At 71.0% G+C, this 12,150-nt stretch carries 12 protein-coding genes; 4 read left to right on the forward strand and 8 right to left on the reverse strand.

All coding sequences use genetic code 11. The features are described 5' to 3' along the window. Positions 1 to 251: 251 nt before the first annotated feature. Both ACWDS7_RS13385 and ACWDS7_RS13390 read left to right on the forward strand, forming a co-directional pair. Positions 252 to 989 (forward strand): ABC transporter ATP-binding protein, encoded by a 738-nt coding sequence (locus ACWDS7_RS13385; protein WP_451929496.1) that lies wholly within the window; start codon positions 252 to 254, stop codon positions 987 to 989. After that, positions 983 to 3,445: an FtsX-like permease family protein gene (locus tag ACWDS7_RS13390; RefSeq protein WP_451929497.1), complete on the forward strand. Its 2,463-nt coding sequence runs from the start codon at positions 983 to 985 to the stop codon at positions 3,443 to 3,445. The genes ACWDS7_RS13385 and ACWDS7_RS13390 overlap by 7 nt, the downstream gene beginning before the upstream one ends. 202 nt (positions 3,446 to 3,647) lie before the next feature. Here the strand turns inward: ACWDS7_RS13390 and ACWDS7_RS13395 are convergent, their stop codons facing one another. Further along, entirely contained in the window at positions 3,648 to 4,166 is a 519-nt protein-coding gene (locus ACWDS7_RS13395; RefSeq protein WP_306867479.1) for a pyridoxamine 5'-phosphate oxidase family protein, read from the reverse strand. 193 nt (positions 4,167 to 4,359) lie between these two features. Between ACWDS7_RS13395 and ACWDS7_RS13400 the strand changes: the two genes are divergently transcribed. Then, positions 4,360 to 4,950, forward strand: a complete 591-nt coding sequence (locus tag ACWDS7_RS13400; protein WP_451929498.1) for a winged helix-turn-helix transcriptional regulator — start codon at positions 4,360 to 4,362, stop codon at positions 4,948 to 4,950. Positions 4,951 to 5,000: 50 nt separating this feature from the next. Here ACWDS7_RS13400 and ACWDS7_RS13405 read toward each other — a convergent pair whose 3' ends face one another. The 5 genes from ACWDS7_RS13405 to ACWDS7_RS13425 all read right to left on the reverse strand — a co-directional run bounded on the left by ACWDS7_RS13405 (position 5,001) and on the right by ACWDS7_RS13425 (position 9,945). After that, a complete protein-coding gene (locus ACWDS7_RS13405; protein ID WP_451929499.1) occupies positions 5,001 to 5,984 on the reverse strand; it encodes a DUF1838 family protein in 984 nt (327 codons plus the stop codon). A 140-nt stretch (positions 5,985 to 6,124) separates the two neighbouring features. Continuing rightward, entirely contained in the window at positions 6,125 to 6,724 is a 600-nt protein-coding gene (locus tag ACWDS7_RS13410) for a GTP-binding protein (protein WP_451929500.1), read from the reverse strand. Then, entirely contained in the window at positions 6,705 to 7,103 is a 399-nt protein-coding gene (locus ACWDS7_RS13415) for a DUF742 domain-containing protein (protein WP_306867490.1), read from the reverse strand. Before ACWDS7_RS13415 ends, ACWDS7_RS13410 begins: the two co-directional genes overlap by 20 nt. Beyond that, complete coding sequence (locus ACWDS7_RS13420; RefSeq protein WP_306867492.1) at positions 7,100 to 7,531, reverse strand: roadblock/LC7 domain-containing protein; 432 nt, start codon at positions 7,529 to 7,531, stop codon at positions 7,100 to 7,102. Before ACWDS7_RS13420 ends, ACWDS7_RS13415 begins: the two co-directional genes overlap by 4 nt. Continuing rightward, positions 7,528 to 9,945 carry a sensor histidine kinase gene (locus ACWDS7_RS13425; RefSeq protein WP_451929501.1) on the reverse strand — a complete coding sequence of 806 codons (2,418 nt, stop codon included), beginning with the start codon at positions 9,943 to 9,945 and terminating at the stop codon, positions 7,528 to 7,530. Before ACWDS7_RS13425 ends, ACWDS7_RS13420 begins: the two co-directional genes overlap by 4 nt. Before the next feature lie 253 nt (positions 9,946 to 10,198). On the opposite strand from ACWDS7_RS13425, the gene ACWDS7_RS13430 reads away from it, so the two are divergent. Further along, positions 10,199 to 10,819: an L-threonylcarbamoyladenylate synthase gene (locus tag ACWDS7_RS13430; protein ID WP_306867496.1), complete on the forward strand. Its 621-nt coding sequence runs from the start codon at positions 10,199 to 10,201 to the stop codon at positions 10,817 to 10,819. Between the two features lie 61 nt (positions 10,820 to 10,880). On the opposite strand, the gene ACWDS7_RS13435 is transcribed toward ACWDS7_RS13430, so the two are convergent. Next, positions 10,881 to 11,660: an SDR family NAD(P)-dependent oxidoreductase gene (locus ACWDS7_RS13435; RefSeq protein ID WP_451929502.1), complete on the reverse strand. Its 780-nt coding sequence runs from the start codon at positions 11,658 to 11,660 to the stop codon at positions 10,881 to 10,883. A 67-nt stretch (positions 11,661 to 11,727) separates the two neighbouring features. Continuing rightward, entirely contained in the window at positions 11,728 to 12,126 is a 399-nt protein-coding gene (locus ACWDS7_RS13440) for an STAS domain-containing protein (RefSeq protein ID WP_306867504.1), read from the reverse strand. Positions 12,127 to 12,150: the final 24 nt, after the last annotated feature.

Raw genomic sequence — 12,150 nt, forward strand, 5'->3', positions numbered from 1 at the left:
TTCCGTCGCTGTTCCGTAGGGGCACCGAAAACGGCGAGAAGTGATGTGAGATGCCCGTAAGCGTAATCTCTGCCCATCCTCATGATCGAGCTGTTTCCGCAGGCGGCCTGATCACGCATCGGAGATCATCGAGCCCCTCCGGTACAGCTAGCCCTACCAACGGATGGGGGCTTACTGGCTCGCGCCCGGAATGTCCGAGTCTCTAGCGTGGGATCCGAGCAAACAGTGGATCCTGAAACGGGGGACGACAGGTGGCGACGCACGCGGTGCGCCTCAACGCGGTGACCAAGACTTACGGGAAGGAGGTGTACGCGCTACGCGGAGTCACGGTCGACCTGCCCCGCGGCGGCTTCACCGCCGTCATGGGCCCGTCGGGTTCCGGTAAGAGCACCTTCCTGCACTGCGCCGCGGGGCTGGACACGCCCACCTCGGGAACGGTCCACATAGGCGACACGGAGCTGTCGCGGATGAACGAGACCCAGCTCACCGAGCTGCGCCGGGAGAAGGCGGGCTTCGTCTTCCAGGCGTTCAACCTGATCCCCTCGCTCAGCGTGGTCGACAACGTCCTGCTGCCGTTCCGGCTCGCGGGCACGCGGCCCGATCACGCCTGGCTGGCCGAGGTGATCGAGCGGGTCGGACTGGGCGAGCGCGCGCGGCACCGGCCGTCCCAGCTGTCCGGCGGGCAGCAGCAGCGGGTGGCGATCGCCCGCGCGCTGGTGACCAGGCCGGAGGTGGTCTTCGCCGACGAGCCGACGGGCGCGCTGGACACCCAGACCGCCGCCGAGGTGCTCGCCCTGCTCCGCCAGGTGGTGGACACGACGGGCCAGACCGTGGTGATGGTGACCCACGATCCGGTGGCCGCCTCCTACGCCGACCGGGTGCTGTTCCTGGCCGGAGGCGCGCTGGTGGACGAGGTGTACGCGGCCGGGCCGGAGACGATCGCGCGGCGGATGGCCGTGCTCGGACGCCCGGAGGCCGTGCGATGCTGAGGCTCGCCCTGGCCACCTCGCGTGGCCGCCTGCTCTCGCTCGCGGGCCCGTTCGTCGCGCTGCTGTTCGCCGTGGCCCTGGTCGCCTCGTGCGGACTGCTCATGGACAGCGGCCTGCGCGCCCGCGTTCCCGCCGAGCGGTACGGCGCGGCCCCGGTCGTGGTGGCGGGACAGCAGCAGGTCACCCTCGACACGGAGGAGCCTGACCTGGGGCAGTCGCTGTCCGAGCCGGTCGCGATCCCGGCCGCCCTGGCCAGGAAGATCGCCAAGGTGCCCGGTGTCACCCGGGTCGTGCCCGAGACCAGCTTCCCGGTCGGGCTGACGGGCGCCGACGGGCGTGTGATCGGGCGCTCCTGGGGGTCGGCGGGGCTCACGCCGTACACCCTGCGGGAGGGCCGGGCGCCCGCCACGGCGGGGGAGATCGTCGTGGACGTCGCGCTGGGCCGGAAGGTGGGTGAGAAGGCGCGCGTCGCCGGCCGGGACGGTGTCCGGGAATACACCGTGACCGGGGTCGCCGGGCCCGGCCTGGCCCGGCAGGCGTCGGTGTTCTTCACCGGGGAGCGCGCCGAGGAGCTGTTCGCCCGCCCCGGCAAGGTGTCGGCGTTCGGGGTGTTCGGCGAGGGCGAGCGGCTGGCGGAGCGGGTCGAGCGGGCGCTCGGCGACTCCGTGGCGGTGTACGCGGGAGACCAGCGCGGGCTGGCTGAGAACGCCTCGGCGCGGGAGGGCCGGGAGATGCTCATCGCGCTCAGCGCCAGCCTCGGCGGCGTGATCGTCATGGTGGCGGTGCTGGTGGTCTCCGGCGCGTTCGGGCTCGCCGTCCGGCAGCGGGACCGGGAGATCGCGCTGCTGCGGGCGATCGGGGCGACGCCCAAGCAGGTCCGCGCCATGATCGGGCGGGAGGCGCTGGCCGTCGGGACCGTGGCCGCCGTGCCGGGGCTGCCGCTGGGAGTCGCGGTGGGGCGGTGGTTGTTCGACCAGTTCGTCGCGCGGGGCATGGTGCCGGAGGGGTTCACGCCGGTGGTGGGTCCCGTCCCGATGCTGGTCGCGGCCGGGGTCGGGCTGGTCACGGCCTGGCTGGCCGCCCGCGGCGCCGTACGGCGTGCCGCCGGTATCAAGCCGACCGAGGCGCTGGGCGAGGCCGCGGTCGAACGCAGGGAGCTCGGCCGCGGCCGGATGATCGCCGGCCTGGTCTTCCTCGCCCTGGGCGCGTCCGCCTCGGGCCTGTCCGTGGTCGCGGCCGGGGAGACGGCCGCGGCGAGCGCCGGCGCGATCGTGCTCCTCCTCATCACCGCGGCCGCCCTCCTGGGCCCCTGGCTGGTGCAACTGGCCGTGCGCCTGGCAGGCGGCGTGGTCGGCCGCACCTCGCCGGTCAGCGGCTACCTGGCCGTGGCGAACACCAGGACGGCGGCCAAGCGGCTGGCGGCCGTCGCCAGCCCGCTCATCCTGATGTTCGCCTTCGCCTCGACCACCCTTTTCGCCCAGTCCACCCTGGGCCACGCGGCCACCCAGCAGGCGCTGGAGGGCAACCGCGCCGACTACGTCCTGGAGTCGGCCGGACCGGGCCTGCCTCCCGACGTCGTCCGGGCCGCACGGGACCTGCCCGGCGTCAAGGGGGTGACCGAGACGATCGGCACCACGGTGATCGCCGACACGGACGAAATGGGATCACGCACGCTGAAGCCGCTGGACGCGATCGGCCTGACCGTCCCCGCGCACGGGATCGACCTCGGCGTCACGTCCGGCTCGCTGGACCGGCTGCGCGGCGACAGGGTGGCGCTGAGCACGCTGACCGCCGGCAGCCTCGGCGCCTCGGTGGGAGACACGGTCCGGCTGCGTCTGGGCGACGGCACACCCGTCAAGCTGACCGTGGTGGCCCTCTACGAGCGCGGTCTCGGGTACGGCGACGTCGCCCTGCCGTACCCGCTGGTGCGCGACCACTCGGAGGCCGGGATGGCCGGCCGGGTGTACGTCACGGGCGGCACGGCGGAACGGCTCACCGCGCTGGCCCCCGGCCTGACGGTCCTGGACCGGGCGGGCGCCGGCGCGGCGGTCAACGCGGCGCAGGAGTTCAGTGACTGGATCAACCTCCTGGTGCTCGGGCTGATCATCGTGTTCATCGCGATCTCGGTGGTCAACACGCTGGTGACGGCCACCGGCGCGAGGACTCGGGAGTTCGCGCTGCTGCGCCTGATCGGCGGCACCCGGCGGCAGGTGCGCGGCATGGTGCGCTGGGAGGCGCTGCTGGTCGGCGGGCTCGCGGTGATCACGGGGACCCTGATCGCGGCGCCGACGCTGATGGCGCTCAGCTACGGGGTGACCGGCTCGCCGCTGCCGCACGTGCCGTCCGTCGCCTATGCGGCGATGGTGGTGGCCACGATGGGGCTGGCGTACGTGGCGACCCTGACGCCGGCCCGGACCGTGCTGCTGGGCCGGCCCGCCGAGCAGATCCGCGGGTGAGCTCACACTCGATGCCGGACAGCCTTGAGCGACCGGCAGGCTTGAGTGACCGGCAGGCTTGAGTGACCGGCAGGCTTGAGTGACCGGCAGGCTTGAGCGACCGGCAGGAGGGCCGGCGCCGCGGTGGCGGCGCTCCTCCTGCCGGTCCGCTGGACCACCGCCACCGCGGCAGGCGAGGCCGGCCGGTGTGGCGCCCGGTCCGTCAGAAGCGCCAGCGGGTCGCGGTCAGGCCGTCCGGGCCGTACCCGAAGGCGCGCACGGGCGTCACCCGGTAGAAGGCGTACTCGGGTGGGCCGGGAAGGCTGCCGTCGTAGACGGAGCCGTCAAGGATCGTGAACCGCCACTGATACTTCGCCATGAAGGCGTCGGCCACCTGCTGGAGCCGGTCCGGGTCCTGGACCCGGGTGGCGGTGCCCTCGACCACGAGGTCGAGGTCCGCGCCGGCGACGGTGAGGACGCAATTGGGGTTGCCGTCGAGATTCCTGGCCTTACGGGAGGCCGGGCGGGTGGCGATGTACGGCGTCTCGTCCGCCCAGCCCGGCATCACCGGCATGGCGTGCGGGCGTCCGTCGGGCCGCACCGTCGACAGCCACGCCTTCGACGCCGCCTGCAAGCACGCGGACGCCTGGCTCCATGGCTTCACCGTCGCCGTGTCGGTGCTCATCGGTGTCGCGTCCGCCTCGCTGAACAGCAGCTCGGCGACAGGCATCGGATCGGTCATGTCGGGTGTTCCCTTCGGTCGGGTCACGGCAGGTGTTCCGGCGTTGTATCCGTCGTGCGGCCGCCACCGGCTGCAGGGCCGGGTCCGCGGCCGCCCTCTGGGCGAGACCTCACAGGCTCTCGGCCGTAGGGCGTCAGTCCGCACCATAGCCGAGTCACTTTCTTGAGGGAAGGGACTCGGGTAGGCTGGCCGCATGCAGCGAACCCGGTTCGGCGACATGGCCTGCTCCATCGCCCGCACCCTGGACGTCATCGGCGAGCCGTGGTCTCCGCTGATCCTGCGCGACGTCTACGTCGGCATCACCCGCTTCGAGCACCTCCAGCACGACCTGGGCATCTCCAGCAAGGTGCTCGCCGCGCGGCTGAAGTGGCTGGTCGACAACGGCGTGCTGCAGCGCCGGGAATACTCGCACCGCCCGCCGCGCCACGAGTACACGCTCACCGCCAAAGGCCGGGAGCTGTGTGACGTGCTGCTGGTGCTGGTGCGCTGGGGCGACCGGTGGACCGCCGGGGCGTCAGGCCCGCCCGTGCTCTACCGGCACCACGCCTGCGGCCAGATCGGCCACGTGGAACTGCACTGCTCGGTATGCGACAAGCCGATGCATGCCACGGACATCGACGTGCTGCCCGGCCCCGGAGCCGATGCCGGTCCCGGAGCAGATCCCGGTCCCGGGACCGGTCCAGGTCCCGGAACCGGTCCCGACCTCGGTCCAGGTCCGGGTCCAGGAGCCGATCCAGGTCCCGGAACCGGAGCCGGTCCCGGGACCGAGGCGGCCTCGGCCTGAACCGCCGCTCAAGCCGGCCTGTCCGCCGGCGACGACCTCATGCGTGGCCGTCAGGCCTTCCCGTTGGCGGCGCACCAGCCGGCCCACGTGGTGGCACCCTTGCCCAGCTGCTTGTTGTAGAAGGAGGTCCAGGAGTTCTCGCTCGGGCCGGGCGCGGTGGGAGCGGCTCCGAAGAGCGGGTAGGCGGCGTCGACCTCCGCGCGCAGCCACGGCTCAAGGTCGTTGTAGGACTGCAGCGACCAGCTGCGGGCGTGGTAGGTGAGCTGCCCGCGGACGTCGGTCTCCGGCAGGCACATGAACGGCGCCCACGGGCTCGTCCTCGCCCAGCTGATCTTGGTCTTCATCGCCCCCTTGGGGACGGTGCCCGCGACCGTGCGGGTCGCGACCTCGCGATCGTCGACGTAGAAGTCGAACATCTCCTGGGCCGCGTAGACGCCGTTCACCAGCCCGAACGGATCGCCCAACGCGGCCTTGAGGTCCGTGCGCACCGGGATGTCGCTGGTCCACTCCGTCTCGTCGTGCATCTGCCGCAGGGGCGGGCCGACGTAGGAGGAGGTGACGTTGAACGGGCCGAAGTTCACCGCGTCGTTGTTGATGGGGATGACGGGGTAGGTCTTGAGGTCGACCGGGTTCTTCCACTCCCGCAGGATCTTCGTCGGGTCGGCGGGGTCGGTGTAGAAGACGATCTCACGGGAGAGCTGGTAGAGCTGCGTGGTGCCGGGCACCCGATACAGCCGCCGGATGTTGTAGCCCTCGATGTTGAACAGTTTCTGGCCATGGCGCAGCTGCGGGTCGTGAGCGTTGCCCTCGATGTTGGCGTAAACGGCTCCCGAGATCCGGAAGACCATGTCCTGCCCGTCCGGACGCCCATTGGTCTGCAACGACAGCAGCCCGCTCCGGTCGGTGACCGTCTTGTAAACCGGCCCCGGATGTGTCGGATCAGCCGTCTCGCCCGCCGCCGCCCCGGGGCCGGCGACGCACACGGACACCGCGATGAGGGCTGCCGACAGGGTCAAACCACGACGCTTGAACAAGAGTGCTCCTGCGATACCGAGAGACGACGGGACCATTCTGATCATTCCAGACGGGGAGCACTCTGATCACTTCGGCCGACGGGACCCGGCCTCGACCGGGCCTGCCGCCGACGACCCGGCCCGGTCCTGGGACGGCCCGGTCAGGCCACGGGGTGCGGTGCGGTGCGGGACTGAGCGGCCATCAGGTGGTCGATGAGCGCCAGCAGCACGTCGCGGACCGCCGTCCGGTCGCGGGCGTCACAGAGCACCAGCGGCACCTGCGGATCGAGATCGAGTGCCTTGCGGATCTCCTCCCGCGTCCGGTCCCGGACACCGTGGAAGCAGTTGACGCCGATGACGAAGGGGATGCCGCGGCTCTCGAAGAAGTCGATCGACGCGAAACTCACGTCCAGCCGGCGGGTGTCGACCAGGACGACCGCGCCCATCGCTCCGTTGACAAGGTCGTTCCACATGAACCAGAAGCGTTCCTGCCCGGGGGTGCCGAACAGGTAGAGCACGAGTTCGCTGTTGATGGTGATGCGCCCGAAGTCCAGCGCGACGGTAGTGGTGGACTTGCCGCCCACCCCTTCCAGATTGTCCACGCCGACGCTGGCATGGGTCAGGTACTCCTCGGTCCGCAGCGGGGCGACCTCGCTCACCGCGCCGACCAGGGTCGTCTTCCCGACGCCGAAACCACCGGCGACAAGGATCTTCACTGCCAGGGGAGCGGCGTCCCCGTGGTCAGAGATTGCGTAATCCATCCCTCACCGCCTCAAGGATCGTCATACCGGGGAAGCCGCCTGCCTGTGCGAAGGCCAGCGGTGGTCGGGCCCGCATCTGACCGGCCTCGATCAGATCGCCGATGAGGATCTTGGTCACCGACACCGGGAGGTTCAGCGCGGCGGCGACCTCGGCCACCGCCATGGGCCGCTTGCACACAGCGAGGATGGTGCGGTGCTCCGGCTGCATTCTCCGCAGGCCGTGTCCGGTCTCCGCGGAGGCCGCGGAGACCGTCGTCACCAGGGTGATCAGCGTCAGATCGTCCCGCTCGGGGGCGGTCCGTCCGCCGGTGATCGTGTAGGGACGGACGAGGGATTCGTCGGCGTGGTCGTCGTCGAATCCCTCCGTCCAGTGCTTCATCTGTGTCTCCCCGCGTCCTCGGTCTGCGGGGTGCGCGCGTCGGTCCCCAGCTTCTGGCCCACCTGCTGGACCAGGGTGTGCATCGCGACGCTCATCAGTTCGGCGTCGACCTCCTGGGAGGCGACCACGGCCAGATGGGTGCCGCGGCCCGCGGCCGTGACGAACAGCCACAGGTCGGCCATCTCGATGATGACCTGGTGGACCGGTCCGCCGCTGAAGAGCTGCCCGACACCGCGGGCCAGGCTCTGCTGGCTGGTGGCGATCGCGGCGAGGCGCTCGGCGTCCGAGCGCTCGATGGTCCGGGACCGGCTGATCAACAGACCGTCGTCGGACAGCACGATGGCGTGCCGGGTGCCCGCGACCTGATCGACCAGACCGTCCAGGAGCCAGTCCAGGTCGGTGTCGGTGGCGGTGGTTCGCTGCGTCATCTTCGATCTTCCGTCGTAGGGGAGCTCGGCTCGGGGGATCCGTCCGGCCGGGGTTGGAAGGCGTCGTCACCGGTCCGGCGCCTGCGGGACTGCCGCTGGAACGCGCCGATCGTGGCACTGGACCGGCCGGGCTGGTCGCGTACGGCCCAGGCCTCCTGGCCGGCCTGCCCGTCCCCGTCCGCCGGGACCCTGAGCTCGGTGATCAGGTTGGCCTGGCGCACCCGCTGGGGCAGCGGGTCGCGGCCGGACGGCAGGGGCGCGGCGTCCCGATCCGGTGATCCGGCGGCGGGCGCGGTCACGTACGCCATCGCGCGTCCCCTGGAGCGGGTCGGCAACTGCGCGTCCTCGTGGGGCGGGCGGGGACCGGCCGTGTCCTGCTGCGGGTGGGGTCGCGGACCGGTGGGGTCCCGGGGGACGTCCTCGGGGACCGCGGCCGGCCCGGGTACCGCGCGGGGGCGGTCCACCACCAGCGATTCCGGGAGCAGCACGATGACCCGGGTGCCGCCGAAGGCCGACGGCCGCAGTTCCACCTGGAGACCCAGGCCCGCGGAGAGCCGGGCGACCACGTACAGGCCGAGACGCACATCGTCGGCCTGGGTCATCACATCGAGCTGCGGCGGCGACTGCATCAGGGCGTTGGCGGCGGCGTACTGCTCGGGTTCCATGCCCAGACCGCGGTCCTCGATCTCCACGGCGAGGCCCCGGCTGACCGGTGCGGCCCGCACCTCGACGGGGGTCACCGGCTTGGAGAAGGCGGTGGCGTTCTCCATCAGTTCCGCCAGGACGTGGACCAGCGGTCCCACCCCGCGCTCGGCCACCCAGGGGTCGCCCTCGACGTCGATCGAGATCCGTCGGTAGTCCTGGACCTCACCCTGCGCGGCGCGCAGTACGTCGAGCAGGCGTACCGGCTTGCGCCAGCGGCGCTGAGGCTGGCCGCCGCCGAGGATCACCAGGTTCTCCTCGTAGCGGCGCAGCCGGGCGGTGAGGTGGTCCAGGTCGAACAGGCCCTCCAGCACCTCGGGGTCCTCGTGCCTGCGCTCCAGCTCGTCCAGCTTCTTCAGCTGAAGGCCGATGAGGATCTGGGTACGGCGGGCGATGCGCTGGAGCATGCGTTGGAAGCCGCGGTGCTGTTCGGCCTGCCGCACGGCGGTGAGGACAGCGCTGCGGCTGGCCAGATTGAGGGCCTGCCCGAGCTCGCCGAGCTCGTCGGGGGTGGGCTCGACCAGGTGCACCTCCGCGTCCACGTCGACGTCCTCGCCGCGCTCCAGCCGGGCGACCACATCGGGCAGCCGCTCCTGGAGTTCGTGGGCCTCCTCGCGCAGGTGGAGGATGCGCCGGCGAAGAATGGCGGTGAGACGCCAGCTGGTGACGATGACCAGGCCCAGGGCGAGCACGCCCACGGCGGTGATGCTGATGAAGATCACGAAGAGCTGGTTGGCGTGGCCGTAGCCGATCCTGGCGACGTTCTCGAGCCGGAGGGTGAGGAGTTGCATCAGCTGCTCGGTGACCGTGTCAACCGCGGCGCGCCACACGGGGCCGACCTCGCGGAGTGTCACCGGGCTGCTCTCGGCGCCGGTCCCGGGGGTGACCAGCCGCCCCTCCAGGGCGGTCATGGTCTCCCACGCCTTGCTGGCCGTCAGCGTTGCGTACTTGCTCTCGTTGCCGGTGAGACTGGGGATCACCCGGGACCGCAGGAGGTGCTTACTGGTGCCGAGGGCGTCGGCGACGAGGCCGTACTCCTCCCTCGTCAGGCGCCCCTTCTCCCAGCCGCGGGTCAGAACGGCGTGTTGGCGGCCGATCATGTCGACGGCCCAGAAGAGGTCGACCAGCGTCTGCGCCTTGCTGGTCACCTCGGCGTGATCGGTCTGGCTGAGGGCGCTGAACACGCTGAGGTCCGACTCGATGACTCCGCTGTAGTAGTCGAACGCCTTCTGCTCGCTGGACCAACCGGCGTCCACCGCCTGGCGCTGCTGGTCGAGGAGTTCGAGGCCGCGTCCGGTACGGGCGATGGCGTCGGCGAGCCCCTCCTGCGCGTCGGTGGTGTCCAGGGCGGTCAGCGGACGGAAGGCGCTCACGGCCTGGTCGGTCAGTACGCGCTGCTCGGCAAGCTTGTCGCGGGTGGTGCTGCGGGGGCCGGCCTGCATCTCCGCGGTGAGCTGCCGCTCCTTGTCAAGGCTGAAGAACAGGTCGGCCGCGGGGCTGCCGACAGTCGTGGTGGCCAGGTCCAGCTGGACCTTCTCCGCCCGCCACTGAGAGGACAGCTGGTACATGCCCGAACCCAGCAGTGGGGTGAAGGTGATGCTCGGTACGAAAACGACGATGATCAGCACGGTGCGCAGTGGCAGTCGGCGGGCACCGGCCAGCCGCCGCGGCCGGCCGCCGGTCGCCCCCGGCAGCCCGTCCCCGTCGCCCACGATTTCCGTTCTTCGCCGCCCGACCCTGCCCAACCTGGCCACGTGCAGGACACTCTCCTCATCGATCGGTACGTCTATGACAAAAATCGCCAAAGTAGGCGATTGGTTGCCCGATAGTAGCCATACGGCAGTTGGGGCGGAAGCCCCCGTTCCACCGTCCAGGCCGTCCCGTCAGCCATCCGGTGGCTGCTGTGGACGGACCGCGCGGCCCCACGGATCGTGGTGAGGAGCATCCGCTTCTAAGCTCCCATGCATGGCAAGGTACTTCGACGTGCATCCGGACAACCCGCAACCTCGGGCCCTCCGTCAGGTGGCGGACCTCGTCCGCGCGGACGGGCTGATCGCCTACCCGACGGACTCGTGCTTCGCGCTCGGGTGCCGACTGGGCAACCAGGAGGGCATCGACCGGATCAGGGAGATCCGCCGTCTCGACAGCGGCCACCACTTCACCCTGGTGTGCCGGAATTTCGCGCAGCTCGGCCAGTTCGTCCACGTCAGCAACGCGCTGTTCCGCTCGATCAAGGCGGCGACTCCCGGCAGCTACACGTTCATCCTGCCGGCGACGAAGGAGGTACCGCGACGGCTGCTGCATCCCAGGAAGAAGACCGTCGGTGTCCGGATCCCCGATCATGCCGTCACGCAGGCGTTGCTGGCCGAACTCGGCGAACCACTGCTGTCGAGCACCCTGCTCCTGCCCGACGAGACCGAACCCATGACACAGGGCTGGGAGATCAAGGAAAGGCTCGACCCCGTGGTGGACGCGGTGATCGACGCCGGTGAGTGCGGCGCCGTGCCGACGACGGTCGTCGACTTCTCACAGGCCGGACCCGAGATCCTCCGCAGGGGCGCCGGAGACCCGTCCCGCTTCGAGTAGCACGGCCGTCGCCGTCCAGGGTGCCGCCGCTGCGGCCCTCACCCATGCTCCCGCGGTGGACTCAGTGGACGGAGAATCCGCCGTCGACGAAGATCGACTGCCCGGTGACGTAACTGGAGGCGCGGCTCGCCAGGAACACCGCCGCGCCCGCGAAGTCCTCGGCCAGACCGTTGCGTCCGACCATCGTGCGCGCGGCCAGCGCCGCCACCTTCTCGGGGTCGGACGACAGCCGTGCGTTGAGCGCCGTCATCACGAATCCCGGCACGAGCGTGTTGCAGGTGACGCCGCTCGACGACCACGCCTCGGCCTGCGAGCGCGCCAGTGACTCCAGCGCTCCCTTGGAGACGCCGTAGGCACCGCTCTGCACGAACGCCCGGTGCGCCTGCTGGGAGCTGATGTGGATGATCCGCCCGAACCCCCGCTCCGCCATACGGGGGCCGAACCGCTGTCCCAGGAGGTGGGGCGCCTCCAGATTCACCGCCATCGTGACGTCCCACACGTCCTCGCCCAGCTCGCCCATCGGCGGACGCAGGTTGATCCCGGCGCTGTTGACGAGGATGTCGGGCTCTCCGAACGCCTCGACCGCCTTCTCGGCCGCCAGGCGCACACCGTCGCGTGTGCTCAGGTCCGCGCTCACCCAGGCCGCACGGCAGCCGTGGGCCGTCAGGCCGTCGACCGTGGCGATCAGGTCCGCCTCCTTGCGCGCCACGACCACGACACTCGCCCCCGCGCGCGCGAGTGCCTCGGCTATGGCGCGGCCGATGCCGGAACTTCCGCCGGTCACCATGGCGACCCGGCCGTCAAGGGAGAACAGTTCGGACAGGTAAGGCTGTGTGGTCATGCCCGCACACTTTAGAGGATCGATTCCGGACCGTTGGGGGAGGCCGGGAGTCGGCCCACGGGCCGGCTCACCCGCCGCCGGGCCGGTCCCGCCGGTCCGGGGCCGCCTGGCGGAGCGCGTCGTCGGCCGTGGGGTGGATCTCGAAGGCCTTGCGGAGGCCGGTGATCGTCAGCACGCGTGCCAGCGGTCCGTGGACGCCGCTGAGCACGAATCGGGTGCCGGTCGCCTCGCCGTGCTGCAGTGCCGAGACCAGCTCGCTCAGTCCCACCGAGTCGCAGAAGGTGACCTCGGTCAGGTCCACGATGAGGAGGGGCGTGCCGGGCCCGTCCCAGACGCGGTGCAACTGCTCTCGCAGGAGCGGGGCGGAGTGGAACCCGAGCTCTCCGCCGACGCGGATGACGGCCGCGCCCTCATGGAGGTCGCACGAGATGGTGAATGCCGAGCCATGTCCGGCCCCGAACAACATGATGAGCTCCTCACGCCTGCGGGC

The organism is Streptosporangium sp. NPDC003464, assembly GCF_053588315.1.

Bases quoted from the DNA above. Each gene is read 5' to 3' on its own strand.
- ACWDS7_RS13390 (WP_451929497.1), top strand. From the start codon at position 983: ATGCTGAGGCTCGCCCTGGCCACCTCGCGTGGCCGCCTGCTCTCGCTC.
- ACWDS7_RS13395 (WP_306867479.1), bottom strand. From the start codon at position 4,166: ATGACCGATCCGATGCCTGTCGCCGAGCTGCTGTTCAGCGAGGCGGAC.
- ACWDS7_RS13400 (WP_451929498.1), top strand. From the start codon at position 4,360: ATGCAGCGAACCCGGTTCGGCGACATGGCCTGCTCCATCGCCCGCACC.
- ACWDS7_RS13410 (WP_451929500.1), bottom strand. From the start codon at position 6,724: ATGGATTACGCAATCTCTGACCACGGGGACGCCGCTCCCCTGGCAGTG.
- ACWDS7_RS13415 (WP_306867490.1), bottom strand. From the start codon at position 7,103: ATGAAGCACTGGACGGAGGGATTCGACGACGACCACGCCGACGAATCC.
- ACWDS7_RS13420 (WP_306867492.1), bottom strand. From the start codon at position 7,531: ATGACGCAGCGAACCACCGCCACCGACACCGACCTGGACTGGCTCCTG.
- ACWDS7_RS13430 (WP_306867496.1), top strand. From the start codon at position 10,199: ATGGCAAGGTACTTCGACGTGCATCCGGACAACCCGCAACCTCGGGCC.
- ACWDS7_RS13435 (WP_451929502.1), bottom strand. From the start codon at position 11,660: ATGACCACACAGCCTTACCTGTCCGAACTGTTCTCCCTTGACGGCCGG.
- ACWDS7_RS13440 (WP_306867504.1), bottom strand. From the start codon at position 12,126: ATGTTGTTCGGGGCCGGACATGGCTCGGCATTCACCATCTCGTGCGAC.